The following is a 26,750-nucleotide window of genomic DNA, read 5'->3' on the forward strand; positions in this document are numbered from 1 at the left end:
GTTCAAGGCGTGAGGATCCAACCAGGGTTAACCTACAGCACGCCTAACCTAATGTAAGAAGGTGTGGTTGAGTGGAGCATGGCTTCACTCATCGAGGATTATGCGTTGCTATCGGACCTTCAGACGGGGCCACTCATATCCCGGGATGGCAGTGTGGACTGGCTCTGTTTCCCGCGCTTCGACTCACCGTCGGTGTTTAGCCGAATCCTGGGCACCGAAGAGCATGGCCGCTGGCTGTTGGCGCCCAGCGAAGCCGGCGCTGCCGTTGTCGATCGGCACTATATTGACTCGACATTTGTGCTACAAACCATCTGGAAGACCGGCAGCGGATCCGTCCAGGTCACCGATTTTATGCCGCTGGGCGACAGCGGATCATCCCTTGTCCGCCGGGTTACCGGATTGGAAGGAAGCGTTGAAATGCGCCAGGACCTTCGGATCCGCCCAGGATATTCAACGGTCTTGCCCTGGATGAGTCGTGTACGCGACAACGCGCAGACGGCGGCGCCAGTCCTGTTGGCCCTGGCCGGTCCTGATGCTCTCGCACTGAGGGGACCTCATCTTCCGCATGCCCAGGCGCACGGGCACGAAGGAGAATTCCTCATTTCGAAAGGCGAGCAGCTTGACTTCGAACTAACGTGGTTCCACTCGCACCGCCCCCTGCCGGCAGCGACTGACGTTGATGTCGCCCTCGAAGAAGCCACTGACTATTGGAGCCGCTGGGGAAGTCACTGCAGGCAGGACGGGGCCTATGGGGGCGCGGTAAAACGTTCGTTGTTGGTACTGCGGGCCCTGACGCATTTTGAAACGGGCGGCATCGTCGCAGCGCCCACCACGTCCCTTCCTGAGGATTTCGGCGGGCCGCGGAACTGGGACTACCGGTACTGCTGGCTGCGTGATGCGGCTCTGACACTGGAGTCGATGCTGACCCATGGCTATGAAACGGAGGCGCTTCAGTGGCGCAACTGGCTCCTTCGGGCACTGGCCGGCGATCCTGAGCAAATGCAGATCATGTACGGGGTCGGGGGAGAGCGGGAACTCCCTGAACGCGAGCTCAACCACCTGCCTGGCTACGCGGACTCTAAGCCTGTGCGCATTGGAAACGCTGCTGTAACGCAGTTCCAGGCTGATGTTGTCGGTGAAGTGATGGTGGCATTGGAAAGACTGCGGATGGCCGGAGGCAAAGAAGACCATTTCTCCTGGGCCCTTCAGAAGGCACTCTTGGGATTCGTCGAAAAACACATCGATGACAAGGACTTCGGCCTGTGGGAAATGCGCGGTGCCGCACAATACTTCACCCACTCCCGGGTAATGATGTGGGCCGCCTTCAACAGCGGGATCCGCGCCATACAGATCCACGGACTATCTGGCGATGCCACAAAGTGGGAGAAGCTCCGGGACCGGTTACGTGAAGAGATCATGCGCGAGGGCTTCAACCCGAGCATCAATTCCTTTACGCAGACCTATGGCGGAACGCAGACTGATGCGGCTCTGCTCGTTATGCCCCAGGTCGGTTTTCTCCCCTACAACGACAAGCATATGCTTGGCACAGTCACACGGCTGGAACAGGAACTCCTGACCGACGACGGCCTGCTGCTGCGCTATCGGACAGAGAGCGGCGTTGACGGCCTGGAACCGGGTGAACATCCTTTCCTGGCCTGCTCCTTCTGGCTTGTGGAGCAGTACGCGCGTACAGGCCGGCAGGCCGAGGCGATGGTCTTGATGGACAGGCTCGTGGGGTTTGCCAACGAGCTTGGTCTGCTGAGCGAGGAGTACGCAACGGCAGAGGACCGGATGGCGGGGAACTTTCCGCAGGCCTTCTCGCACTTGACCCTTGTCAGGGCGGCCGATGCCATGCATGGGGTTGACCGCCTCAGTCTGGCCACCACCGCTGAAATTCTAGGCGGACAAGAGGAATCAAGTTCAGGATGAAACCGGCTACGGTAATGTTGGGTCGGCGCCACACCGTCAACACTCCTAAACCTTCGCCCTCAGCGCACGACTTCCGCGGCCGCCTTCAAGGCTCACACGCAAAATCCTCCTCCCACGCGAGAACGATCCACGCGACGAAGTGGACGACAGTTGGGAAGAAAGGTTGGTTAGACTCTCGCAGCCGTTTCTCGCGACAGCTTTACACGCCGGGATTGACCGTGACCACGGTTCGCGCGTTTTGAGTGAGATGCCCGAGACACGACACTGTTCTGGAGTTCAAGGGCCTGCCAATATCCTGCTGCTTGTCAGCTTGCGATCACTTGACCACTTGAGCAAGCTGCTGGACAGCATTAATGGACGATTCCCGGATGCCGCGATGATCTGAGCAAGTTCGGTGTCGGCTGCTTCGATCTCCTCGGGCGCGCTGGCGAGCAAGCTCTTGAGCTGAATCTGGACCATGGTGCGGGCTTTGATCGCACGTTCAGCTGAGCGAGCGGGAACTCGAGGCGCTCCGGCTTCTCGTCTCTTCCCTGAGCGGACCTGAGGTTCCCCGGCAGTTGTATGTCTCAATCAACACACCCGGGAGCCATATTCGGCACATCTTCGAAAAGCTCCAGGTGAACAGCCCGGCGGAGCCAGTTCGCCGTACGCGAGTACGGGTTCCTCTGAACCAATCAATTTCATCCGAGAATCACCACCCCGGTCACCATAGGTGGTGATGCCCTGTCACTACGGGTATCCGTAGCTTTGGAAGTGTCCCCGTCAGCGGTTCACATTATTAGATTCCGAGGTGAAGATCATGACTCGTGAAGAGGCTTACGCAAGGTGCTCCTCGGACTCATACGTTGAGTTCTACAGCGGCCAATGGCTCGTCGTGCCGTTCGCACCTGTCCAGCAACCAAACTTCTTCGTTTGCTTACCGGAGGGTGCACGAGTCCATAAGGGGTACTGGGGATCAAGATAGCCACTGCAATCAACCAATGCCGGGTATTGGCCCGGCTCTTGTACTAGGAGTAGCAAATGAGTTCGCTTACAGACCACGGAAAGCGTCGAAAGGAGCACAGCATGGCTGCGTCGACGATTGCAGTGAAGAACCTGGCCAAGTCATACGGGCGGGGACCGACTCGTTTTGCCGCGCTTCGCGGCGTTTCAGTGAAGGCCCGCACCGGCGGTTCCCTCGCCATCGTGGGGAAGAGTGGATCAGGGAAGTCCACACTGATGCATCTGATGGCACTCCTCGACAAACCGTCGGAAGGCACGGTGCACGTGCTCGGCCGGGACACCACAACGCTCAGTACGTCCGACCTCAACGTCATGCGCAATGAGACGTTCGGTTTTGTCTTTCAGCAGTTTTTCCTTGTCCCCGGCGCCACGGTGCTGGAAAACGTGACGCTGCCGCTCTCCATCGCTGGAATCGGTGCCGGCGAACGGCGACGTCGCGGTATGGCGGTGCTTGAGCAGCTCGAGATGAGTGACAAGGCCAGCAACAGGGCAACGGACCTGTCCGGCGGACAGAAGCAGCGCGTCGCAATTGCACGCGCCTTGATCAACAATCCCTCGGTCATCTTCGCGGATGAGCCCACTGGAAACTTGGACTCCGCAACTGGGGCGATCGTCGAGGACATCCTCTTCTCGCTCAACCGTGAACGCGGCATCACCCTGGTGATAGTCACCCACGACGAGGACCTAGCCGCGCGCTGCGACCGCCAAGTCCACCTCCGCGACGGCCTCATCGTCAACGCTACGGAGATGGCAGCATGAGGGCCATCGATATCGTGCGTTCAGCAATTCGGGCGACGTTCCGTTCACGACTGCGCACCTTGCTCACCGTCATCGCTATCTTCATCGGAGCATTCACCCTGACCATCACAAATGGGTTGGGCACCGGAATCAACGCATATATCGACGACACCGTCGCAAGCATCGGGGCGGACGACGTCCTGACGGTCAGCAAGACACCCGACAACGTAACTGACGGCGGCATCCGTGAGTACAATCCCGACCTGGTGGCCAGCGGCCCCCACGACGAAGTTGAGGCGCTGACGCCGACCGATATCGAAAAACTACGTGGAGTGGATGGCGTCGAAAGCGCTGATCCCCAATTGCCGGTCGCGGTGGATTCGATCACCTACGACGGTGGGAAGGCCTACGAGTTCAACATGGGAAGCTCCGTTCCCGGGAAGGCCTTGCAGCTCGCTGCCGGCAGGCAGTTGGATGCCGACAGCAACGCGTTCGAACTGGCCCTCCCAGTTGCCTATGTCGATCCCCTGGGATTCTCGGACGCGAAAGACGCGATCGACAAAGAGGTGGCCCTGGCTATCACCGATGCCGACGGCACCCAGTCGATCGTGACTGCGGTCATTGTCGGAGTCGCAGAGAGAAGCCTCGGTGGAGGCGACGGTTCCGGAGCGGCAAACGACGCGCTGACCACCGAGCTGGATAAGGTGCAGAGCATCGGCGTGAGCCAATCCGATCGGGAAAGGCACGCCCAGGCGACGGTGGTCTTCGACATCCAGAGCACTCCCGCGGAGGTCGAGAAGCTGCGTGACGCGCTGACGGAGCTCGGTTACGACTCTAAGACAGTCGACGACGAGCTCGGCGCGTTCAAGAGCGTTATCGAAGGCATCATCCTCACTCTCAACGCCTTCAGCGTCATCGCTCTCCTCGCCGCGGGCTTCGGGGTCGTCAACACCCTCCTCACCAGCGTGCAGGAACGCACCAGGGAGATCGGCTTGATGAAGGCAACGGGGCTCAGCAGCCGCAAGGTCTTCGGACTGTTCAGCACCGAGGCATTGTTCCTCGGCTTCCTAGGTAGCGCGCTCGGCTCGCTCGGCGGGATCATCATCGGCAATGCGGTAAGCGGCACGCTGGCGACCAGCTTGCTGGGTGACCTTCCGGGGCTGACGCTCATCGCGTTCACTCCCGTGTCGGTGCTGAGCGTCATCGTGCTGGTGATGGGTATCGCGTTCCTCGCGGGCACCCTGCCGGCCGTTAGAGCCGCTCGCCAGAACCCGATCGACGCCCTCCGGTACGAATAGTGGGATCTGGCCTGTTTGCATAGGCAGCCAATGAAGGAGCGGTGGTGACCATTCGGTCGCCACCGCTCCTCACTCCTGGCTAGCCGACTGACACGGGGTTTCGGTCCTCGTGCACGGCCTTCCGCAACGAGGCGCTCACCTCGGGCCGGAGGTCGAGCAAACTCACGACAGTCAAAGGCTCTGGGGTTGGAACGTCGATAGTCGCGGACAGAAGGTATGCGGTTAGTCGCCAGCTCATGGCGGTGTGCGCCTTCCCTGGTTTTTCGCAGTAATTCATCGCAGAGGTAGTCCGCACACGCAAGGAGCTTGATTCCGCCTGCGACCGATATGGGCTTGGAGAGGTTCTTCTGAGCCCACACGCAGGTCGCTCCGAAGAGTCCGATCGGGGCAGCGACAGGATTGTCGATGAACTGAGCCTGTCCGCCTTCCCTGTGGGGCGCCACTACCATGCGGCGGGCAATTCTGTTGGCAGCCTCGGTTCCGAAATCGTTTCTGACCAGGTGGAGGCAAAGATCTATGCCAGCGGCTGGGGCGGCAAGCACCTCGTAACGCGGGAATTCCCTCTGTCATAAGATTCGTCCCGTGCTGATGCGCGCGGCTGGTCGTCGAGTCCGCCGAAACTGTCCAGTCGCTCGGACTGGTGCGTCCGCTTCAGGCCAAAGCTTCGCGTGCAGCCGGTCCCACATCCTGTCGGAGGCGAAACGGCGACGCTTCCGGACCGGTTGCCGCGGACCGAACTCAGCAGGCAAGTCACCGCCGGGCAATGCCGCAGCGGTGCCGGTAAAAGATGCCTTCAACGACTTGGCGGTGCCCGCGGAAGGAGCCGCCCCTTCGTCCGTCGCGCATCCCGAGCAAAGAAGGTTTCGATCATCGGGGGTCTCCCTTGAGTGCGCGACCAGGGAACGCGTCCGTCAGCATGAGACCGCCCCGCACAACGGCTGTACCGCCGACGAAGAGATGGCGCACACCGACGGAGGGACGGGTGGAATCGAAGTAACTTGCTGTGTCGGAGAACCGCTCCGGCTCGATCACGACGATGTCGGCGTCCGCACCGATACCGATGTGGCCCTTGGCCCGTGCGCCGGATGCTGCATCATCAAGAACGCGCGCCGGCAAGTAGGAACAGCGCCGGAACGCCTCGAGCCAGCTCCAAGCGCCGGTCTCACGCACCATCATGCGAATCGAACGGGCAAACGTTCCTGACGTGCGAGGGTGGGTGGCGCCGCCGGCCGGTAGCGGCCATTGAAGCGATTCGCGAACCTCGCCGGCCCACTTGACGGGCATGGCATCGCTCGCGACGATGGCATCAGGAAAGGCCAGGGCGCTCTGAAGCAGGGCCAGGTCGCTCGGATCCTCTTCGTTGAGGAACGCGACTATGCACTCGGCGGCCGGGTCGGTGCGGCGAATTTCGCTCAGGCGCGCGGCATCCACGACCCGTTCACCAGTGGTGACGATCGTGATGTCGCTCGGCTTGATGCCCCAGGTGCCGAGGCGTTCCGGAGCGAGGAAGAATGCGCCGACCGCGGTGCTGCCCGCGCCATAGGGGTAGGTCTCCACGGTGACGCGGTTTCCCTCGGCCTTAGAGCGTTCGAGCATGCCGAGCACACGGTCAATGTGGCGGCGGGAGGTGCTGTTGACGTGGCAGTGGTGCATGGCCGCGCCGGTCTCGGCCGCGGCAATCATGATCTCTGCAGAGCCGTCGATCGGTGTCGTCGGGTCGGCCTCGATCAGTTCACGCACGTGGGTGAATGTGGGAGCGTTCGCTGCGGCAGCGAGACGCGCGACCGCAAGGAACTCCGCCGGATCGGTGCGCGGCGCATAGCCGAGCAGGATGCCGATTCCGATAGCGCCGTCTGCGATCTCTGTCTCGAGCTGCGCGAGCCAGGTGTTCAACTCACGAGGGCTCGAACCGCGCTGCCACTCTGGTTTGGCGAGTAAGCCGAGGGCGTTGTGCACATCGGCGACCGGTGCCTCGCCTAGGTGAGCAAAGGCGCGCGCCTGCGCCCAGGAGGCCGAAAAGCCGTAGTTGAGGGGGCGGCCCTCGCGGGCGGCATTGGCAAACGCCGCAGTGACGGGTGCCAGCCCAGCTTCGAGGTCAAGTGCCGTCGTGACTCCGTCCATCGCCTGCAGGCGCTGCCCGGCGATAGAATGAACGTGGCTGTGGAGGTCCACGAAGCCCGGGCCGACTATGCATCCGCTGACGTCGATGACCACGGCCCCCTCGGTCTCGGCAGGGGAGAGCTGGGCCCCTGCTGCAACTACACGGCCGTTCTCCATGAGGAGATCGCCGATGTCGTCGTGTCCGGTGCCGGGGTCGATGACCCGCCCGCCCTTCAGAAGTGTGCGCATTTAGCCAGCATGGCAGATCTCGGATGCGTGCCAATTGGCCATGCCGACGATCTTCACCCGGTGACATCGTCGGATTGACCCACACCGAGCCGTGCTGCGCCGGGCATACTCTCCAACAACCGAGAAACGAGAAAGGCTAGACCCATACGACATACAGATGACTTTGCCATTTTGGTCACTGCGACAGACCGCGCCAGCCTGGAACGCCGGCTTGACGAAGCCGTGGCCGTAGCCAGGATCACGGCAATGCGTGAACAACGTCGGGGAATTCTCGTGACGCGCCACGGTCCAGACTCCTTCACCGTAGCCCTCAGCGCCGAGGTCCCGTTTGGCCTGACCCGGGATCATCAGGACTGGCGGTGGCCATGCGCTTGATCGAGTACCAGTAGGTCAGGTAGTAGATGATCCCGGGGGCTCGCTCTCAGCGACGGCTACCTCTTCATGCTGCAGCCCCAGTGCCTCGCCGATACGGATTCCGGACTCCCAGAGCAGCACTAACAGAAACCAGCCCCGGAACCTTGTGCACGCATGCACGGGGCAGGCGTGTGTGCGCAATCGTCTGCAGAACATACGCCTCGGAGGTGAATATGATGCTCCTATGGCTATCAAACCTTCGTGATGGCCTGCGTTTCTAGCCACTCGAGGTAGCGGTTACGGAGGTCGGTGTCCCGGGACGTGCCGGCTTCAATACGTCGGACGGCTACTGGCCAGACCCCCAAGTACTGTGCTGCGGCGACCAGTGTCCGGTCTGCGTCGAGTCGTCGTTGGCGAAGGTCGTGACTGGTGTCCACCGCTTCCTTAGGGCGTCTGAGTGTGCGAAATACTTCGCGTGCGATGTATCGGTTGAGGCAGCGGATGATCTCCTTTGGTCTTCCCTTCGCTCACGCGTTTAGCGACGTAAGAGCGGGTGCGTGGATCGTTGGCCATTCATGCCAGAGCGATGTAGTGAAGGGCAGCGTTCGCTGCTCTGTCGCCGGCTCGGGAGAGCCTAAGACTGCTCCTTGGGAGTGCCCAAAAAGCCATGCGTGAAGCCAAACCTGACGCTATCCGGGCCCCCGGCTGACGTCGGGTTTCCAACTGGACGAACGCCTTTGGCCGCAAGCAAGGTCCTTCGCACTTTTCGAGTCTGGTCCCGCTATTATTCGAGGCCGCGTAAGGTCTCCTAACTTTAAGCGGGCCGCTTAAACAGCGCTGTTCAGAAGGCGCGGATAGTTAGAAATTGAATATGCGCGCTTACCAGTAGTTGCTCGCCCTATCGGGTCGGGTCGAGGCTGCCTTGTGGAGTGAGGCGCGCCCATGATTGCCGTGCTTTACAGGGCCGCCACCGAGCGATTCTGTCCCAGCTACGTCAGCCAACTGCTCCACGCTGCCAACATCGGCGGAATGATCCTGTCACGTCTCATGGGACGGACGCTATGCCCGTTCAGCTGAGCGAGCGGGAACTCGAGGTGCTCCGGCTTCTCGACTTTTCCCTGAGCGGGCCGGGAGGTTTCCCGGCAGTTGTATCTCTCAGTCAACACACCCGGGAGCCATATTCGGCACATCTTCGAAAAGCTCCAGGTGAACAGCCCGGCGGAGCCAGTTCGCCGTACGCGAGTACGGGTTCCTCTGAACCAATCAATTTCATCCGAGAATCACCACCCCGGTCACCATAGGTGGTGATGCCCTGTCACTACGGGTATCCGTAGCTTTGGAAGTGTCCCCGTCAGCGGTTCACATTATTAGATTCCGAGGTGAAGATCATGACTCGTGAAGAGGCTTACGCAAGGTGCTCCTCGGACTCATACGTTGAGTTCTACAGCGGCCAATGGCTCGTCGTGCCGTTCGCACCTGTCCAGCAACCAAACTTCTTCATTTGCTTACCCAAGGGTGCCCGGAGTCTTTAACAGGAACCTGGAATCGAAATAGCCTCAGCAATTTACCAATGCCGGGTATTGGCCCGGCTCTTGTACTAGGAGTAGCAATGAGTTCGCTTACAGACCATACAAAGCGTCGCTGGCCATTCCGTCGCACGCGCAAAATAGTTGGCGTTGTCGCTATCACTGCGCTGGGCATAACGCTTGCATCCACAGCGGCCAACGCGTTCCTGGAACAGCAGGAGAGGTCGAGCACCGCCCAGTACGGTGAACTGGTGGAGGTCGCGGGAGGCTCGCTGAACGTGGTTCGGGCCGGCACCGAACGTGGACAGCCTTTGGTCCTGCTCAGCGGGCTGGGTACGGTAGCTCCGGCGCTGGACTTCGCCCCTTTGATCAGGGAACTCGTTGCTTACGACGTCATCGTCGTGGAGGGGTTCGGGCACGGCTACAGCGACTTGAGCGCACATGATCGGACCGTAGAGAATATCAGCACTGAGCTCCACGAGGCCCTCTCCACACTCGACATAGGGAAGCCATACGTTTTGGCTGGACACTCGATCGCTGGCTTCTACACGCTGGACTATGCGAACCGGTACCCGGGCGAAGTATCCGCCGTGATCGGCATCGACCCCAGCGTGCCCACTACCCAGATCGAGGAGCAATCCGCAGCTGGTGGCGGCATCAATTTCATTGGGATATTGTCCGCAATTGGCCTGGTGCGAACCGTGGTCACGTTCAATCCCGGCGTGGCGGAGCCCACAAGCGACGACTTCACCACAACCGAATTGGAACGCATACGGCAAATGACAATCTGGAACTATGGCAACGCGGCAGCCGCCGACGAAAACGCCCATGTCGCCAGCAATGCAGCAGCACTCCGCGGAGTGACCTACCCGGAGAACTTGCCCGTTCTTCACTTCCTCGCCAGTGACAGCGTGGCCACCTTTCCCGACTGGCTCGAGTCGCACAAGAACCAGCTTGAGAACGTCAACCGCCACGAAATCGTCGAGCTCAAGGGCCAGCATAACCTGCACTGGACGCAGTCAAGGGCCATCGCTACGAAGATCACACAATTCCTTCAGGACAGCGCCCCATCTCAAGCGTCGTCCACACCCCTTACTGCCCGCCCGTGAAAATACAGGGATGAGGCGTGTCACTGATGTCAGACAGTCGGTTGGTTTTGGGGGTCAGGGCATGTCTTCCAAATCCGAGGCTTGCTGACTGAAATGCCTGAACGGTACCGAGAACTTCTGTTTTGAATGATGATCAGTGGTCGCGGATCGAGCCGTTGCTGCCGAGCTCAGACCCGACGCATCTAACGCCTAACGCGCCACCTGGTGCGATCGAACCAAGCTGCACACAAGTATCGTCGGTTGCTACCACTTTTTGGTGCGGCCGCATAAATAGACTCAGCGAAATCGCATTTCTCAACGAGAGAGGAACGTTCATGGTGGAATCACTGTCACAGATCGGTGCTTGGGTCGAGGAAAAGCTGCCCTACCTTATCGCCAATTACCAGGTACCCGCCGCATCCGTGGCGATTCTCAGTGATGGCGACGTGGTCCGGACCGCGGCAGGCATCTTGAACAAAGCGAGCGGTGTTGAGGCCACGACCGACTCGGTCTTCCAGATCGGTTCCATCACCAAGGTCTGGACAACCTCGCTCGTCATGCAGCTTGTCGATGAGGGACTCGTCGACCTCGAGGCACCCGTTCGCCGCTATGTCAAGGACTTCGTCATCGCCGACGAGGCCGCCGCGGCGAGGATCACCGTTCGTCAGCTCCTGAGCCACCTCTCCGGTTTCGAGGGCGACATGTTCACGGCCACGACCGAGGGCGAAGACGCCGTCGAGAAGTTCATGCCGATCCTCGCCGATGTGCCACAGCACTTCGAGCCCGGCGAAATGTTCTCATACAACAACGCAGCCTTCTCGGTTCTGGGCCGCATCGTCGAGCTTGTTCGTGGCAAGCATTATGAGGCTTGCCTGCGCGAACACCTCATCGACCCGCTGCAGCTCAAGCACGCGGCCACGGGAGCGGGCGAGGCAATCATGTTCCGTGCGGCGCTTGGTCACATCAGCCCGACCGAGGACGCCGCCCCGGAGCCGGCACAGGTCTGGTCAGTTTTGCGTTCGAACTCTCCGTCCGGATCCATCTTCGCTATGAGCGCGAGCAACCTCATCGCCTTCGCAAAGATGCACATCGACGGCGGAGTTGGCCCGGATGGCAATCAGATCCTGAGCGCGGAAAGCGTTAAAGCAATGCAGGAACAGCAGGTCAAGCTTCCGGAGCTCGGTCTCATGGGCGACAGCTGGGGTCTTGGCTGGGGGCTCTTCAATTGGGAGGGCGGCCTCGTCATCGGCCACGACGGAGGAACAATCGGGCAGAGGGCTTTCCTCCGCGTGATCCCTGGGCAGAAGGCCGCGATTGCGGTGCTGACAAACGGCGGCGACGTTATTGGCCTTTACAAGGAGCTCATCTCCCCGGTCATCAACCGCCTCACTGGCATTGTCGTGCCGGAGCTTCCCACCCCCGCCAACGACGTCCACGCCATCGATACCTCGCGCTTCGTCGGCACCTACAGCTCACGGGTCGCGGACTCCCACGTCACCCAGGACGCAGAGGGGCGGATCTGGCTCGAACACAAGACGAAGGGAGTCATCGCCGAGCCTATCCCGCAGCAGCCCCCGGTCGAGCTGGTGCATTGGAAGGGAGACACCCTCATCCCGCGTAACGCCCTTCACGGAATGCACACACCGCACGCCTTCGTGGGCAACGACGGCAACGGCAACGCGCTGTACCTGCACACTGGTCGCGCCTATCGGCGGGTGTCGGCATGACCGCTGCCACTCGCGGTTGATCACCTCCAGGCAACTTTCCTCCTAACTCGATCCGCACACATCCCATCTCACACACGACCAGCTAAAGGAATCTCATGCGTTCGATTACCCCACTCGCCGCCCTCGTTGGGGCGGCAGCACTCACTCTCACGGCCTGTACCGTGCCCGGCGATTCCGACAAAGACGTCGGCAGCAAGGAGCTTGCCGTCGACGGCACATTCACGATCTCAATGGGCTCCGACCCGGGAACCCTCGATCCCATGATCACCACGGGTGGTATCGCGCGCGAAATCGACCGCTTCCTCTATTCGCGCCTCGTCGAGGTAGGGAATGACGGCACCATCCTTTCCGGGCTCGCGAGCAAGTGGGAGGCGGTCGATACCACCAACGCCAACTTCACCCTGCGCAACGACGCCACCTGCGCTGACGGCACCGCGATCACCGCGTCAATGCTCGCGGATAACATCAACTTCATCGTGGACCCGAAGAACGGCTCACCCCTCGTCGGGCTAAGCGTACAAGCCGGCACCGTCGCGACGGGCGACGACGCCACCGGCGTACTGAGCGTGAAGAGCGGCGCGCCCGACGCCTTCCTGCTCGAAAACGTTGGCAGCATGTACATGGTGTGCGGGCCGGCTCTCGCCGACGCGGATGCGCTCGCCAAGGGTGAAGGCGCGACCGGTATGTTCACGATGACCGAGATCGCCCCGAACTCGCAGTACACCCTGACCCGGCGCAAGGAGTTCGTTTGGGGCCCCGGCGACTGGGACCCGAAGCAGGCTGGCATCCCCGCGAAGGTCGTGTTCAAGGTGATTCCGAATGAGACCACTGCGGCTAATCTGCTGCTTTCCGGCGAGCTGAACGCCGCAGAGGTTTTGGGGCCCGATTCCGAGCGGCTGCGCGCCAAGAAGCTGTTCTCCAGTGAGCTTAATACTGTTTTGGGCGTGATCTACTACAACCAGAACCCAAAGAAAGTGCTTTCTGATGAGGCACTTCGCATTGCCCTCACCCGGGGCCTGAACCTCGACAAGCTGCGCGAGGTTCTCACGAGCGGCAGCGGCACCGCGGCGACCAGCGTCATCGCCAACGCGCCGAACCCCTGCCGTGCCGACGTGGCGGCGGCCAACATCCCGGCATTCGATGTGAAAGCCGCAGCCGACGCACTCGATTCCGCCGGTTGGAAGCTCGGATCGGACGGCATACGGGAGAAGGACGGAGTGAAGCTCTCACTCACCGTCATCCACCCCCCGTTTGTTTCCCAGACCTTCGACCCCACCGCAGAGCTGCTCCAGTCGATGTGGAAAGAGATTGGCGTTGAGACGACCCTTAAGGGTATCGATTCCAACGGCATTGGCGAGACGCTCTTCGGTACCGGCGACTGGGACGTTTCACTCATCCCAGTCAGCGTTGGCCTGCCCAGCATGATGGTGCCATTCCTCTCCGGCAAAACCGTCCCGGACGGCACAAACTTCGCCTCCATCAATAACGCCGAATACATCGCCGCCGCGACTTCTGCCGCGACGAAGCCGGGCCAAGAAGGCTGTGACGACTGGTCGGACGCTGAGGCAGCACTGATCGCCGCGGCAAACGTCATCCCGTTCGCGAAGTCGGTTGTGCCAGTGTTCGGCAACAAGGCGGAGTTCGTTCGTACCGACAGCCTCGATCCCACGTCAATTCGTCTGTTCAAATAACTCGAGAAGTTAGGTAGCCCCATGACCAGCACCACAGCCGAAACGGTGGCGGCACCCGCCCCCGCATCACGAGCAGGAATCAGCCCCTGGCTGACCTTCGTGGTGCGACGCGGCGGACAGTTCATCGTCTCGCTGTGGGTGCTGATCACGGCGGCTTTCCTCATGATCCACCTCGTGCCCGGCGACCCCGTTCGCGCGGCACTCGGCATGAACGCACCAGCCGAGCTGGTCGAGGCCCGGCGCGCAGCGCTCGGTCTCGACCAGCCGCTGATCGTGCAATACGTGAACTACTTCGCCAATCTCTTCACCGGCAATCTCGGGGTTTCCACCATCACCAACGAGCCGGTCGCCCACATTATCGCGACACGGTTCCCTGCCACTCTGCAGCTTGCCCTGCTCGCCTGCCTCCTCGTTCTCCTCGTCGCCCTTCCGCTCGGCGTGACGATGGCCGTGGTGACCCGCGGCGGCCGCAGACGCGGGCTCGAACTCACCTTCGCCGTCATCTGTGTCGTGTTCGCCGCAATCCCCGAGTTCCTCCTCGGTGTCGGGCTCGTCTACATCTTCGCGGTCAACCTCGATTGGTTCCCGATCGCGGGCAACGACAGTCCGTTAGCGCTGGTCTTACCCGTTGTCGCCCTGGCCGTCGGGCCAATCGCTGTCTTCGCGCGCATCATCCGCGTCGAGGTCCTCAGCGTCCTCAGCCAAGACTTCGTTCGCACCGCCCGCGCCAAACGCCTGGCGCCGCGCAAGATCTATATCCGCCACGCAGTCCCCAACGCCATGACGGCGACGCTCACGCTCAGCGGCCTCCTCCTCAGCGGCATGGTCGCGGGCACCGTGCTGGTCGAAAACATCTTCGCTTGGCCCGGCCTCGGCACCATGATCGTGCAGTCCATCCAGTCCAAGGACTACCCCGTGGTGCAGGCCGTCGTGCTCGTCTACGGCATCGGTGTACTCCTCGTCAACCTCGTGATCGATATCGTGCTTGCCCTTCTCGATCCGCGCTCTACAATTCGGGAGTCCTAATGCCCACTCGTCTGAAGTGGCTTTCCATCGTCCGTAGCCCGGTCGGGGCCACCGCCACGTTTCTCGTCCTCCTCGTTGCCCTGGTCGCGATCTTTGCCCCAGTGGTCTGGGGCGCACAGGCCGAGGCCATCGACACCTCTGGCACGCAGCAGGGCCCAAGCGCTGAACACCTCCTGGGAACGGATGCGCTGGGGCGCGACGTTCTCGCCCGCGTGATGGTTGCTACCCAGCTCTCGGTCGCACTCGCGGTCATCGCAGTCGTCATCGGCGTCACCGTCGGAACCTTGCTCGGTACGGCGCCATCCGTGCTCCCGCGTCGGGCAGGACGTCTCGTCGTCGGCATTGTCAACATTGCCGTCGCCTTCCCGGGCCTGCTGCTCGCGCTGTTCTTCGCTGCGATCTTCGGCGCCGGCACGACCGGGGCCGTGCTCGCCCTCGGTTTTGCCATGGCCCCGAGCTTTGCCCGCCTCACCCAGACCATGTCTGCCGCGATCGCCGGCCGTGACTTCATCTCTGCCGCACGCGCCGCCGGCGTCTCGCGTCTGCGCGTGCTCATCCGGCACGTACTGCCAAACATTGCCGAGCCTCTCATCGTCAACGCGACCGTTGCCGCCGGCGGTGCGCTACTGGCCTTCGCCGGCCTGTCCTTTCTCGGTATCGGCGTACAGCTTCCCGCCTACGACTGGGGCAAGCTGCTCAGCGAGGGACTCAACCGCATCTACATCAACCCCGCCGCAGCCTTCGGCCCGGCCGTCGCCGTCATCGTTGCCGGCCTCGCGTTCAACCTGCTCGGCGAGAGCGCAGCATCCGTTGCCGGTGGCCGCGTCGCCATCGGCCGTCGGAGGCTCCCGCTGCCGCGGCCCACTACCCGTGCGGTTCCCACCGTTTCTCCTGTTTCCGTCGGCACGATCCTGAGCATCGAGAATCTCCGCGTCTCGTACCCAACACATAACGGTCTGGTGTACCCCGTTCGCGGAGTGAGCTTCGAGGTCAGGGAGGGTGAGGCGCTGGGAGTGGTCGGCGAATCCGGTTCGGGCAAGAGCCTGACCGCGCTGGCCGCCTCCCGACTCATTGAGCCACCGGGCGTCGTGGACGCCGATCGACTCGAGTTCAACGGCATCCAGATCCTCACCGCGCCGGAGAAGACCGTTCGTGGGCTGCTCGGCACGTCACTCGCAATGGTGTTTCAGGATCCAATGACCTCGTTCAACCCCACCCGGCGCATCGGCAGCCAACTCGCCGAGGCCGCACAGGAACACCAGGGCATGAGCAAGAAGGATGCGTTGAAGCGCGCCGTCAATCGGCTTCAGGCGGTGCGCGTGCCCGCGGCCGCCCGGCGCGCCGAACAGTACCCGCACGAGTTCTCCGGCGGGATGCGACAGCGCGCGATGATCGCGATGGGCCTCATGAACAGCCCCAAGCTGATCATCGCCGACGAACCGACCACGGCCCTCGATGTCACGGTACAGCGCCAGGTTCTTCGGCTCCTCGAGCGGGTGCGCACCGACACGAACGCGGCAATCCTGCTGATCAGCCACGACATTGCCGTCGTCTCGCAAAGCTGCGAACGGGTGCTTGTCATGTACGCCGGCCGCATCGTCGAAGATCTTCCGACGGCGGACCTCTACACGGGTGCACGCCACCCCTATACCCGCGCTCTGCTTGAGGTCGTGCCCGATCTCGACACCGACCGCGAACGGCCCCTCGGTGTGATTCCCGGCCGCCCGCCGGCACCCGGCGAGGTGCCGCTCGGATGCGCCTTCGCCGCTCGTTGCCCTCTGGCGACGGCACGGTGTCGCGAATCGGACCCCGAGCTGGAGATCCACAGCGATAAGCACCGGGTCGCCTGCTGGAACCCCGTAGAGGGCGATACTCGCGTGACACTGCCGGAACCAAGCATAGGAGGCACGCGATGAGCGAGCTACGTTTTTGATCATGTCAGCGTGAGATACGGGTCCCGTAGCACGGGCATGACCGCCGTCGATGACGTCTCGCTGACCATCCCCTCCGGTTCGGTCGTCGGACTCGTCGGCGAATCAGGCTCGGGCAAGTCGACGCTCGCCCGCGCGGCCATCGGACTCGCCCCTGTCACGGGCGGCACGATCACGCTCGACGGTATCGATGTCCTGAAACTGCGGCGCCGGCATCCAATTCAGATGGTCTTTCAGGACCCGTTCTCCTCGCTCGATCCACGGATGACGATCGGCGAGTCTATCGCCGAGATGATCCCGCGCGGCACGTTTTCCTCAGCCGCGGCTAAGCGCGCCGAGGTCGGGCGCTTGCTGGAGCTTGTCAACCTTGACCCCGACCGTGCTGGCTCGCTCCCGGGTGCTCTCTCGGGCGGCCAGCGTCAGCGCATTGGCCTTGCTCGGGCGCTCGCCGCACGACCCGAGGTCATCATCGCCGATGAGATCACGTCGGCGCTTGACGTCTCGGTGCAGGGCTCGGTTCTGAACCTCGTGCGCACTGTCTGCGCCGAGCTGGAGCTCACGATGTTATTCATCTCGCACAACCTCTCGGTCGTGCGCTATCTGAGCGACTACATCGCCGTGATGTACCTCGGCCACATCGTCGAGTTCGGACCGGTCGATGAGGTGCTGAACAACGCCAAGCACCCGTATACCCGCGAGCTGCTCGCATCCGTGCCGACCCGCCACGGCAACCTTCTTGCCGTTGATCCGGCCGCTCCGTTGGACGTCGAACCCGCAGACCCCCATCACCCGCCGAGCGGTTGCCGCTTCAACCCCCGTTGCCCGATTGGGCCTCTCGTCCACCCCGAGCGTCAGATCTGCGTGCAGAGCTCGCCACCGCTTCCCACGACGCCGTTGCACGCCGCGGCCTGCCACTTCGCCGAGCTCACAAGCTCCTCGAGCGTGTACCCCGACCTTTCGAACCCGCTTGTTAACAGCATCCGCTCCAGCTAAACCCCGCACAACGTAGCCCATTGAACAGGAGACCCACGCGATGACACAACAACGTGTAAGCATTGATAACCTCATTGCCACGCAGCTTCCAGAGCAGCCCGCTCTGTCGCCGGACGGCGGCAGCATCGCTTATGTTCTGGAGACCACCAACCGCGCCCAAGACCGCGACGAACGCACCCCAGTTCGCAAGAAGGCTCTCAACGCCGCGCACTGGCAGCAGCGACTGAGCGAGCTGGCCGCCGCCCACAAAGTTCCTGGGGCCACGCTCGGCATCCTGCGCCTCGGCGAGGAGCCTGTCCTCGCGAGCCACGGCGTTCTCAACATCAACACCGGTGTCGAGACCACCGAGGACTCCGTCTTCCAGATTGGCTCGATCTCGAAGGTCTGGACGGCGACCGTCATCATGCAGCTCGTCGACGAGGGCAAGCTCGACCTCGATGCTCCGATCATCGACGTGGTCCCCGAGTTCCGGGTTGCCGACGCCGAGGTGAGCAAGTCGGTGACAATGCGCCACCTGCTCACCCACACCAGCGGCATAGACGGTGACGTTTTCACCGACGCCGGCCGTGGCGACGACTGCCTCGAAAAGTACGTCGATGCCCTCTCCAAGGTCAAGCAGAACCACCCCATCGGGGCGACCTTCTCGTACTGCAACTCTGGCTTCGCACTCATGGGCCGCGTGATCGAGAAGCTCACCGGTCTCAGCTGGGATGACGCCCTTCGCGATCGCCTGTTCAAACCGCTCGGCCTCAAGCACACCGTGACGCTGCCAGAGGAGGCTCTGCTTCACCGTGCCGCCGCCGGCCACGTGGGCGCCGATGAGAACGGCCCCATTCTCGCTCCGATGTGGTCGATCCCCCGTTCGCTTGGCCCCGCCGGAATCATCAATGCCAGCGCGGCAGACGTGCTCGAGTTCGCCCGCATGCATATCCAGGCCGGGCTCGCAGCCGACGGCACGCGCATTCTCTCGGCGGAGAGCGCCGAGCTCATGACCACGCACCAGACCGACGTTCCCGACCCGTACGTGCTCGGCGATTCCTGGGGGCTCGGCTGGATCCGCTTCGGCTGGGGCGGAAAGCGCCTCTACGGTCACGACGGCAACACGATTGGCCAGGCCGCCTTCCTGCGCATCCTGCCAGAAGATGGCATCGCCGTGACGCTGCTCACCAACGGCGGCAACACACGCGATCTGTACATCGAGCTCTACAACGAGATATTCGGCGAGCTGGCCGAGATTTCGATTCCGGGATCGTTCGGCCCGCCAGCCGAGCCGTACACGGGCGACATGTCGCCGTACCTCGGTACCTACGAGCGCTCCAGCGTCGTCCTGGAGGTCTTTAAGAAGGAGGAGGCCGTGCGTATGCGCAGGACCGTGAGCGGCGTCGTCGCCGAATCTATGCCGAATCCCGTCGAAGAGTACGCCCTCACCCCGGTGAGCGATGGCCTATTCGCGCTGCGGGCGCCCGGCACTCAGGGGTGGCTCTCGCTGGTTTTCTACGCACTGCCGACGGGCGAGCAGTACGTGCATTTCGGTGTACGGGCAGCGCCCAGGGTGGCGCAGTGAACTTCGACACCAAGGGGATGCTCGAAGACCTGCGTACGGTCGTCGAACGCGAGTCGCCCTCCGCAGACCTGGCTGCGATCGCCCGCAGCGCGGACACGATCACCGAGCTCGGGGAACGGCTGCTCGGCTGCTTCCCCGAGCGGATCGTGATCGAGGGGCGCACCCACCTGCGCTGGCGCTTCGGCGCCCCCAGGGTTCTCGTACTCTGCCACCACGACACGGTCTGGCCGATCGGATCGCTCATCGAGCATCCGTTCGAGATCAACGGCGACGTGCTGTGCGGGCCGGGCTCCTTCGATATGAAGGCGGGACTCGTGATGGCGCTCCATGCCATTGCGGCCCTTCCGAACCGCGATGGCGTGAGCCTCCTGGTAACCGGCGACGAGGAGCTCGGTTCGCCCAGCTCCCGGCAGCTCATCGAAGACGAGGCCCTCGGATGCGTCGCCGCCCTCGTTCTCGAGGGATCGGCCGACGGTGGCGCCCTCAAGGTTGCCCGCAAGGGTGTCTCACTCTACGAGGTCGCAGTGCAGGGGCGGGCGGCGCACGCCGGTCTCGAGCCCGAGCGGGGTGTCAACGCTTCGATCGAGGCCGCGCACCAGATCCTTGCCGTCGCAAGCCTCGGCGACGCGGAACTCGGCACGACGGTCACACCGACATTGCTAAGCTCCGGCACGACAACAAACACCGTCCCGGCCGCATCCAGCTTCGCCGTTGACGTGCGCGTGCGCACACTCGCCGAGCAAAAAAGAGTGGACACCGCAATGCGCGCGCTCGCGGCGACGTTACCCGGTGCCGTGCTGAACATCACCGGTGGGGTGAACCGTCCGCCACTCGAGGAATCGGCCGCGCTGGAATTGTTCGCCCGCGCCAGCCGGTTGGCTGAGAAGCTCGGGCTCGGCCGCCTCGAGAGCGCCTCGGTCGGCGGAGCCTCCGATGGCAACTTCACGGCCGGGATCGGCGTTCCAACGCTCGACGGGCTCGGCGCAGTGGGCGGTGGTGCGCACGCGAGCAATGAACACGCGCTCGTTGGCGCATGGATCGAACGTACTGGCCTCGTCCACGCGCTCATCGCCGAGCTCATACACGAGTTTGTTCAGACGGATCCCGCCGCATCGGTATCGGCACGATGACCACCCTGAGCGCCATCGGCACAAGCGAAGACCTCGTCGAGGACGCCCGTCAGGCGGCGCGGGCCGCGGCGGACTCTTCGGGCATCACGATCCGTCTGCTGCACCAGGTCGAGGAATTCTCCGAGGTAGTGGCGCTCTTCGCGCGCATTTGGACCTCGGATGTCACTCAGGGGCCGGTCAATACGGAAACCCTGCGGGCAATTTCCAAGGCGGGAAGCTATCTCGCTGGCGCCTTCGACGGCGACAAACTGGTCGGTGCGGGCATGGGGTTCTTTGCCGCACCCTCGCAGCAGGCACTGCACAGCCATATCGCGGGCGTCGACGGTCGAATGCGTGGCCGCAATGTCGGCTTCGCGATCAAGGCGCACCAGCGTGCTTGGGCGTTGGGCGAGGGCATCCATGAGATCTCGTGGACCTTCGACCCGCTCATCAGTCGCAACGCCCACTTCAACCTCGTGAAGCTCGGCGCCCGCGCGAGCAAATACCACCGCAACTACTACGGGCAGATGAGCGATGTTCTAAACGGTGGCGATGACACCGATAGGTTACTCGTGAGGTGGGACCTGCTCTCGGCGAGCGTGGCCGCAGCCTGCCACGGAAAGCCCGCGACTCTCGAGTCGAGCGCACACCGGGCCGACGACGCCCAGACGCTGCTCGAACCCTCGGCGCACGACGAGCCGACCGTGCGGAAAACCGATGCGGCGCTCGTGCTTGTTCGCCTCCCAAATGACATCGAGGCGCTCCGCCGCAGTCGGCCGGAGACCGCTTCGCGCTGGCGGTCCGCCCTGCGCGACAGCCTGGGTGCGCTCATGGATGATGGTGGGCGTGTGCTCGGATTCGATTCCTCGCGCCGCTATGTTATCGACACCCAAGCGCCGTACCGTCCGCCCGTAGTGTCGGAGGCATGCTGATGACAGTGACGACGCGGCCCCGCTCAAGCCTTGGCCGGGTGCTCGAAGACCTCGGAACGACCCTTGTTGAGCTCGTCTGCGGAAACGCGGAGGGCCAAAAGCAGATCGAGACGGTCATCATCCACGACTCCCTCGACGAGGCGATCCCCTCACACGGTGCGCTCGTGCTAGGCGTTGGGATGCGCGACACCGAGGAGATCGTCGAGCTGCTCACAACACTCGCCACGCAAGACGCCGCCGGCCTCGTGCTCCGTGCGCCAGTGAGTGCAGACCCGGCGATCATACGCGCGTCCGAAGAATCCGGCATTCCCGTGCTCGCGCTGACCCGCGGTGCATCCTGGGCCCAACTCACATCGATGCTGCACTCGCTCATCGCGGAGGGCGATGTCGGCGAGAGCGGACCACAAGGCCTCGGTGGAATGCCCGCCGGTGACCTCTTCTCGCTCGCCAATGCAATTTCGACACTTCTCAATGCCCCCGTCACGATCGAGGACCGCAACTCCCGAGTCGTCGCCTTCTCCGGCAAGCAAGACGAAGCCGATCCCGGCCGCGTCGAGACAATCCTCGGCCGTCAGGTTCCCGAGCGCTACATGCGCCAGATGGAACAGCGCGGTGTGTTCCGCGAGCTGTATCGCAGCACCGACCCCATCCAGGTCGCTCCCGTCGACGTCGACGCCCAAGTGGCCTCCTACCCTCGTGTGGCGCTCGCTGTGCGTGCGGGCGACGAGATTCTCGGCTCCATTTGGGTTGCGGTGCGCGAACCAATGCCGGAAGACCGGATCGAGGCGCTCAAGGATGCCGCGAAGCTCGTCGCGCTGCAAATGCTGCGGATACGCGTCGGCGCCGACGTTGAACGCAGGCTGCGGGCCGATCTACTTGCCACGGTGCTTGAGGGCGGGTCGGGCGCGGCCGATGCCGCGTCACGGTTGCGCCTCACCGATCACCGCTATGTTGTGCTTGCGCTCGCTGCCGCAGAATCCGAAGAGGACGAGGAGGGCGGGGCCGCACATGCGCGTCTTCTCGCCGCACGGCAACGCATCGCCGACGCCCTCTCGATGCACCTGGGCGCGGTATACCCCCGCTCGGCCGCCGCTCTCATCGGCAACATCGTCTACGGTGTTGTCAGCGTTCGCCCGAATCAGGCGGATGCCGACCGACGCACCGCACGAGTTGCCAAAGAATTCCTCGCGCGCATCGGCGGCGACCAGCGCCTGCTGCTCGGTATCGGCACAATCGCCGACGACCATGCGGCACTACCCACTTCCCGCGTCAGCGCGGATCGCGCCCTGCGCGTGCTTCAACTCGGCCGGTCGAATGCGCAGGTCGTGATCTTCGACGATGTGCAGGTTGAAGCGCTTCTCGTCGAACTCGGAGATCTTGCCGCCACCCGCGGCGACCGCCCGACCGGCCCGATCGCGCGGCTGCTTGAGCACGACCGGGCACGCAACGCACAACTTGTTGAAACTCTCCGCGCCTGGCTAGATGCCTTCGGCGACGTTAGTGCGGCGTCCGCGCTCATGTACACCCACACGAACACCTTCCGCCATCGCCTACGCCGGCTCTCCGCCATTGGAAAGATCGACTTGAGCGACCCGGAAGCGCGCTTCGCAGCCATGATCCAGTTGCGCCTACTCACCTTCGGGGAGCGCTCGCTGTAGCGGTCTGAGCTCACCGTGGGGCGACCGTCACGATCGCTGTCGTCACCTCGGCGAGCACCGCAGGGATCGGTTCGACGCCAATGCCCGCCCCGCTCGGGATCCGGATCTGGCCGTCTTCGATGCCGAAGGGTTCGGTGATGTCCTGCTTGTAGAAGCGGTCGGATGCCGAGATGTCTCCGGGCAAGGTGAACCCGGGCAGGCCGGCGAGTGCCGCATTCGCCGCCCGGCCGAGGCCGGTCTCGAGCATCCCGCCGCACCACACAGCGATCCCATTGGCAACGGCGACGTCGTGAATGCGTTTGGCTTCAAGGTATCCACCAACGCGTCCGGGCTTGATGTTGATAATTGCTGCGGCTCCCATGGCGATGGCGTCGGCGGCAGCGGCGGCAGAGACAATCGACTCGTCGAGGCACACCGGTGTCGAGATTTCACGGGCGAGGAGGGCGTGCTGTCGCAGATCGTCCTCAGCAAGCGGCTGCTCGATCAGCAGCAAGTTGAAGGGATCGAGCTTGCGCAAGTGCGGGGCGTCGACGAGCCGGTAGGCGGTATTCGCGTCTACCTGCAACGGGATATCGCCAAAGCGCTCGCGCACTGCACGGATCGGCTCGATGTCCCAGCCTGGCTGGATCTTGAGCTTGATGCGCACGTAGCCCTGGTCGACATAGCCGCCTACCGCAGAAAGCAGATCCGGGATCGATTTCTGTATTCCGACCGAAACGCCGGACGGGACCGCGTCGACGGTCGCGCCGAAATAGGAGGCGAAGGAGATATCCGTCACCCGCAGCTGGGCATCGAGGATCGCCATCTCGAGCGCGGCCTTCGCCATGCGGTGGCCAACGATGTGCTCAAGCACGTGGCCGACAAGCTCGGCAGTGAGCGCCCTGCCCGCATCCTGCCAGGTGTAGAGCGCCGGAATCAGGAAGCGCTGCAACACCTCGCGCGCGCCATCGAGGTACTCGGGCGAGTACACGGGCTCGTCGAGAACCACACACTCGCCCCAGCCGGTCACCTCACGGCCATTGTGCTCGGCCGCGACCTTGACGAGCAGCGGTGCGCGCGAGGTTTGGGTGCTGAACGAGGTGGTGAATGGCGACACGAGAGGCAGGGTGATATCGATGAGGTCAATGCTGAGAATGCGCACGTGTGGGGTCCTTTCGAGAATGTAGTGGCCGCGGCGGGCGAAGTCGGTGACCTGCCAACCGTCGTTCAATCTGGCGAGATGGCGGTCTCGGCAGGCACGACGAAGCGCGCGATATCTTCGAGCTCAAGTGGGCGGTTCGTAAAGGCGTTGCTCGTCACGGTGAGTCCCTTCTCATTTCGCTCATGGCGGTGACCACTGGTGTCTTGTCCCTCTACATTCCACGCTCCACCGCCCCCGCAGGTCGTCCGATTCGCACAAAGCTGAAGCCCTATTTGGTTGCTCTGACTCACGCGCGGTGAGGTGTGTCGCCGCAATAATGAGGTTCTATGAGCGCTTGCCGCCCATCGAGACGAAGACGTCCACCTCGTTGCGCTCCAACGCATCCATCGACTCCACTGCGTCGTAGGCGTGGTGCCGGGGGAGGTGATGCCGTCCTTGTTGATGGACTCAAGGAGCCATTCCTCGGGTTTTTTCCAGATGCCCATGGTCCGGTCGCCTTGCCCGACCTAAAGAAAGAGCGAAAATGTCCATTGCCACCTCAATAATCACTGTCAGGGTCGAGGACCCGATTTCACGAGACCGACAACTAGAGCGGGCCACTTCCCTACTCCGTGAGAAATCAACTGGGTACGGCATTCTCGTCACCAGGGTCGACTACACAACATTTACGATCGCCCTCAGCCCCGAAGTCGCTTACGGCCAAACCCGGGAAATCGATTTTTTGTGAAGAAGTCCTGATGCCGGTAGCGATTTGGAGGCCACGTCACGGCAACGCAAGAGGATGACCCCCAAAGCAGAACAGCGATGCGATGACGCCGGAAAACATCCCCTGCTGATCTGGACAGGCCTCGGCCCCGGGGACATCGTGTCACTGCAAACGTTGGGGAACCGGGGCCTTGTCGGAACAGTGGAGCAAAGGACTAAAAACGGCCTCATTATTTGGATCAGGGATGACCTAAATGAAAGAAAACTCTTCCACTTTCGTGACTGCCAATCCATCGTCTTGATCGCGCCTATTTCGCGCCGATCGCAATGATTTCGCCAACCCGAAAGCGGCAATAGTCATGGCCTCGGCTGTTGATGCTTAGTTACCCGTGTCCGGCGGAGGCCGCCGTCAAGTATTTTCCGGTAGACAATGCGCCGACTAGACGTCACTCAGCCGCGAAATTCTACTGACCGGAATCGGGTGCGGCTCTCGGGGCATTACCAACCGTCCGCGCTCTGTTGGCGGGATGCAGGTGGCGCGTACAGCTGCTTCTTGAAGCTTTCTCGCGCGGCTTCCGCGGGGGAGAGGCGCTCACGACACCGGGCCCACCTGGCCACCAGATCCCGGCTATGTACCGAATATTGTAGCTGTCACGGGTGGTTGTGGGGGGGGAGTTTGGGACAACTTATAGGACAGTCAGGTTACGCGGGATTCCGCGGATGCCGAGCAGTGGGGGACTGACCCACCGAAACTTCCCCACAACCAAGGAACTGAGACAGCTGATTCCTCATTGCCCGTGGTACTTCGGTAATCGGAGTATCGGCTGTTGTCGCGGCGTGGTCAGCTCTCGGTGTTGCTGTAGCTGCGGCCGATGGCAATTTCGACGCTCCCGGCCCGGTGGGCCGCGAGGAGCTCCTCGGCCATCCTGGTTCGGAGCTGTCCTTTTTTGGTGTGGGCGTTGTTTTCGCGTTCCTCGGTCAGTGGGCGTCCGTTGGGGCGGCCGTACATGTAGACGTTTTCCATGCTGACCAGTCGTGCGCCTTCGGCCTCGGCTGCGGCGAGCACTCCGGACTGAAGGGCGGGGAACTGTGCGTTCCATTCCTGGTAGGGAGGGTTCATCGTCTGATAGATGACCGCGGCACCGCGGGCGGCACGGGCGGCGAAGGTCGGGTCGGTGGCGTCTCCGGCAGTGACTTCCACGTCCTCGGGGACGGCGGCTTTGCCGGAGCGGTTGACCAGGCGGACGGTGCGGCCCCGCCGGCGGAGTGCGTCGAAGGTGGCGAGTCCGATTGCTCCGGTACCGAAGATGACGTGCAGGTCCGAATTCATGAGGAGGCCTTTGCGGTTGCGGCGATTGGGGAGGTTTTGGTGGGCTTGATGGACGGAAAGGTGGGAGGCAGGCTGTTCAGGAGGAGTCCACTGATGGCGGTGACGACCAGGGCTCCGCTGGCACCGAAGATGATGAACTGCTGATCGACCGCGATCTTGGCCAATGTCGTGACGGTCCAGCCGACGCCCCAGAGTGCAGGCATGGCGGCTGCCCAGATCCAGCGGCGACGGCCAAGGGCGGGCGGCAGGGCAAGAGCCTGGGCGAGGCCGAGGATGAGGCCGTTCAGGATTCCCATCAGGGCCAGATCTGGCAGTGATGTGCGGTAATCCACGGCCGCGGCGGCGAGAGCAAGTCCTGCGCTCATTCCGATAGCGGTTGCCGGTATCCAGGTTTGGGGCTTGAGCCGGCGGCTGCTGGTCAGGGCTTGGCCGGCGCCGATGATGAGTCCAGCGATGGCCCCACCCGAAATCGCGGACAGCGGGCTGTCGATGCGGCCTGTGATTATGGTCCCGACGAATCCGCCGACTGGCAGTGCCAGGAAGCTGGTGGTCCACAGCAGCCAAGCGCGGATCGGGGTTGGGGTGGTCTTCATGTGTTCCCTGTTTCTTAATTCTGTACACCGTACAAACTGTACGATGTACAAATAGTGTACGGTGTA

The 26,750-nt window shown here is 62.7% G+C and carries 20 protein-coding genes; 14 read left to right on the forward strand and 6 right to left on the reverse strand.

Features of this window, described 5'->3' with window-relative positions:
- The first annotated feature begins 78 nt into the window (after positions 1-78).
- Complete coding sequence (locus tag QF038_RS09655) at positions 79-1,929, forward strand: glycoside hydrolase family 15 protein (RefSeq protein ID WP_307609946.1); 1,851 nt, start codon at positions 79-81, stop codon at positions 1,927-1,929.
- A 276-nt stretch (positions 1,930-2,205) separates the two neighbouring features.
- Here QF038_RS09655 and QF038_RS09660 read toward each other — a convergent pair whose 3' ends face one another.
- Positions 2,206-2,388 (reverse strand): hypothetical protein, encoded by a 183-nt coding sequence (locus tag QF038_RS09660; RefSeq protein WP_307609947.1) that lies wholly within the window; start codon positions 2,386-2,388, stop codon positions 2,206-2,208.
- A 26-nt stretch (positions 2,389-2,414) separates the two neighbouring features.
- Between QF038_RS09660 and QF038_RS22315 the strand changes: the two genes are divergently transcribed.
- From QF038_RS22315 to QF038_RS09670, 3 genes are all read left to right on the forward strand, one after another.
- Positions 2,415-2,648, forward strand: coding sequence for a response regulator transcription factor (locus QF038_RS22315; protein WP_373461637.1), 234 nt, complete (start codon positions 2,415-2,417; stop codon positions 2,646-2,648).
- Positions 2,649-2,994: 346 nt separating this feature from the next.
- Positions 2,995-3,690, forward strand: a complete 696-nt coding sequence (locus tag QF038_RS09665) for an ABC transporter ATP-binding protein (protein WP_307609948.1) — start codon at positions 2,995-2,997, stop codon at positions 3,688-3,690.
- Entirely contained in the window at positions 3,687-4,967 is a 1,281-nt protein-coding gene (locus QF038_RS09670; protein ID WP_307609949.1) for an ABC transporter permease, read from the forward strand. The genes QF038_RS09665 and QF038_RS09670 overlap by 4 nt, the downstream gene beginning before the upstream one ends.
- An 867-nt stretch (positions 4,968-5,834) precedes the next feature.
- On the opposite strand, the gene QF038_RS09675 is transcribed toward QF038_RS09670, so the two are convergent.
- Both QF038_RS09675 and QF038_RS09680 read right to left on the reverse strand, forming a co-directional pair.
- Entirely contained in the window at positions 5,835-7,316 is a 1,482-nt protein-coding gene (locus QF038_RS09675) for an amidohydrolase family protein (RefSeq protein WP_307609950.1), read from the reverse strand.
- Positions 7,317-7,921: 605 nt separating this feature from the next.
- Positions 7,922-8,107, reverse strand: a complete 186-nt coding sequence (locus tag QF038_RS09680) for a hypothetical protein (RefSeq protein ID WP_307609951.1) — start codon at positions 8,105-8,107, stop codon at positions 7,922-7,924.
- 1,172 nt (positions 8,108-9,279) lie between these two features.
- Here QF038_RS09680 and QF038_RS09685 point away from each other — a divergent pair.
- The 10 genes from QF038_RS09685 to QF038_RS09730 all read left to right on the forward strand — a co-directional run bounded on the left by QF038_RS09685 (position 9,280) and on the right by QF038_RS09730 (position 22,915).
- Positions 9,280-10,305 carry an alpha/beta fold hydrolase gene (locus QF038_RS09685; RefSeq protein ID WP_307609952.1) on the forward strand — a complete coding sequence of 342 codons (1,026 nt, stop codon included), beginning with the start codon at positions 9,280-9,282 and terminating at the stop codon, positions 10,303-10,305.
- A gap of 314 nt (positions 10,306-10,619) precedes the next feature.
- Complete coding sequence (locus QF038_RS09690; RefSeq protein ID WP_307609953.1) at positions 10,620-12,011, forward strand: serine hydrolase; 1,392 nt, start codon at positions 10,620-10,622, stop codon at positions 12,009-12,011.
- A 95-nt stretch (positions 12,012-12,106) separates the two neighbouring features.
- Positions 12,107-13,702, forward strand: coding sequence for an ABC transporter substrate-binding protein (locus tag QF038_RS09695; protein WP_307609954.1), 1,596 nt, complete (start codon positions 12,107-12,109; stop codon positions 13,700-13,702).
- A gap of 21 nt (positions 13,703-13,723) precedes the next feature.
- Complete coding sequence (locus QF038_RS09700; RefSeq protein WP_307609955.1) at positions 13,724-14,728, forward strand: ABC transporter permease; 1,005 nt, start codon at positions 13,724-13,726, stop codon at positions 14,726-14,728.
- Positions 14,728-16,644: a dipeptide/oligopeptide/nickel ABC transporter permease/ATP-binding protein gene (locus QF038_RS09705; protein WP_307609956.1), complete on the forward strand. Its 1,917-nt coding sequence runs from the start codon at positions 14,728-14,730 to the stop codon at positions 16,642-16,644. Before QF038_RS09700 ends, QF038_RS09705 begins: the two co-directional genes overlap by 1 nt.
- 54 nt (positions 16,645-16,698) lie before the next feature.
- Positions 16,699-17,652 carry an ABC transporter ATP-binding protein gene (locus QF038_RS09710; protein WP_307609957.1) on the forward strand — a complete coding sequence of 318 codons (954 nt, stop codon included), beginning with the start codon at positions 16,699-16,701 and terminating at the stop codon, positions 17,650-17,652.
- A 40-nt stretch (positions 17,653-17,692) separates the two neighbouring features.
- Positions 17,693-19,216 (forward strand): serine hydrolase, encoded by a 1,524-nt coding sequence (locus QF038_RS09715; protein ID WP_307609959.1) that lies wholly within the window; start codon positions 17,693-17,695, stop codon positions 19,214-19,216.
- On the forward strand, positions 19,213-20,346 hold the full coding sequence (locus QF038_RS09720) for a M20 family metallopeptidase (RefSeq protein ID WP_307609960.1): 1,134 nt from the start codon (positions 19,213-19,215) through the stop codon (positions 20,344-20,346). Before QF038_RS09715 ends, QF038_RS09720 begins: the two co-directional genes overlap by 4 nt.
- Entirely contained in the window at positions 20,343-21,257 is a 915-nt protein-coding gene (locus QF038_RS09725; RefSeq protein WP_307609961.1) for a hypothetical protein, read from the forward strand. The genes QF038_RS09720 and QF038_RS09725 overlap by 4 nt, the downstream gene beginning before the upstream one ends.
- Positions 21,251-22,915 carry a CdaR family transcriptional regulator gene (locus QF038_RS09730; protein ID WP_307609962.1) on the forward strand — a complete coding sequence of 555 codons (1,665 nt, stop codon included), beginning with the start codon at positions 21,251-21,253 and terminating at the stop codon, positions 22,913-22,915. Before QF038_RS09725 ends, QF038_RS09730 begins: the two co-directional genes overlap by 7 nt.
- 10 nt (positions 22,916-22,925) lie before the next feature.
- Here the strand turns inward: QF038_RS09730 and menC are convergent, their stop codons facing one another.
- The 3 genes from menC to QF038_RS09745 form a co-directional block, all read right to left on the reverse strand.
- Entirely contained in the window at positions 22,926-24,056 is a 1,131-nt protein-coding gene (gene menC / locus QF038_RS09735; RefSeq protein ID WP_307609963.1) for an o-succinylbenzoate synthase, read from the reverse strand.
- Between the two features lie 1,546 nt (positions 24,057-25,602).
- Positions 25,603-26,091: an NAD(P)H-binding protein gene (locus QF038_RS09740; RefSeq protein WP_307609964.1), complete on the reverse strand. Its 489-nt coding sequence runs from the start codon at positions 26,089-26,091 to the stop codon at positions 25,603-25,605.
- On the reverse strand, positions 26,088-26,684 hold the full coding sequence (locus tag QF038_RS09745; protein ID WP_307609965.1) for a hypothetical protein: 597 nt from the start codon (positions 26,682-26,684) through the stop codon (positions 26,088-26,090). Before QF038_RS09745 ends, QF038_RS09740 begins: the two co-directional genes overlap by 4 nt.
- Positions 26,685-26,750 lie beyond the last annotated feature (66 nt).

This window comes from Pseudarthrobacter sp. W1I19 (assembly GCF_030817835.1).
In the GTDB taxonomy this organism is placed as follows: Bacteria; Actinomycetota; Actinomycetes; order Actinomycetales; family Micrococcaceae; genus Arthrobacter.

Bases quoted from the DNA above. Each gene is read 5' to 3' on its own strand.
- QF038_RS09670 (WP_307609949.1), top strand. From the start codon at position 3,687: ATGAGGGCCATCGATATCGTGCGTTCAGCAATTCGGGCGACGTTCCGT.
- QF038_RS09660 (WP_307609947.1), bottom strand. From the start codon at position 2,388: ATGGTCCAGATTCAGCTCAAGAGCTTGCTCGCCAGCGCGCCCGAGGAG.
- QF038_RS09705 (WP_307609956.1), top strand. From the start codon at position 14,728: ATGCCCACTCGTCTGAAGTGGCTTTCCATCGTCCGTAGCCCGGTCGGG.
- QF038_RS09740 (WP_307609964.1), bottom strand. From the start codon at position 26,091: ATGAATTCGGACCTGCACGTCATCTTCGGTACCGGAGCAATCGGACTC.
- QF038_RS09655 (WP_307609946.1), top strand. From the start codon at position 79: ATGGCTTCACTCATCGAGGATTATGCGTTGCTATCGGACCTTCAGACG.
- QF038_RS09745 (WP_307609965.1), bottom strand. From the start codon at position 26,684: ATGAAGACCACCCCAACCCCGATCCGCGCTTGGCTGCTGTGGACCACC.
- QF038_RS09665 (WP_307609948.1), top strand. From the start codon at position 2,995: ATGGCTGCGTCGACGATTGCAGTGAAGAACCTGGCCAAGTCATACGGG.
- QF038_RS09715 (WP_307609959.1), top strand. From the start codon at position 17,693: ATGACACAACAACGTGTAAGCATTGATAACCTCATTGCCACGCAGCTT.
- QF038_RS09700 (WP_307609955.1), top strand. From the start codon at position 13,724: ATGACCAGCACCACAGCCGAAACGGTGGCGGCACCCGCCCCCGCATCA.
- QF038_RS09685 (WP_307609952.1), top strand. From the start codon at position 9,280: ATGAGTTCGCTTACAGACCATACAAAGCGTCGCTGGCCATTCCGTCGC.
- QF038_RS09695 (WP_307609954.1), top strand. From the start codon at position 12,107: ATGCGTTCGATTACCCCACTCGCCGCCCTCGTTGGGGCGGCAGCACTC.
- QF038_RS09675 (WP_307609950.1), bottom strand. From the start codon at position 7,316: ATGCGCACACTTCTGAAGGGCGGGCGGGTCATCGACCCCGGCACCGGA.
- QF038_RS09730 (WP_307609962.1), top strand. From the start codon at position 21,251: ATGCTGATGACAGTGACGACGCGGCCCCGCTCAAGCCTTGGCCGGGTG.
- QF038_RS09710 (WP_307609957.1), top strand. From the start codon at position 16,699: ATGACCGCCGTCGATGACGTCTCGCTGACCATCCCCTCCGGTTCGGTC.
- QF038_RS09690 (WP_307609953.1), top strand. From the start codon at position 10,620: ATGGTGGAATCACTGTCACAGATCGGTGCTTGGGTCGAGGAAAAGCTG.
- QF038_RS09725 (WP_307609961.1), top strand. From the start codon at position 20,343: ATGACCACCCTGAGCGCCATCGGCACAAGCGAAGACCTCGTCGAGGAC.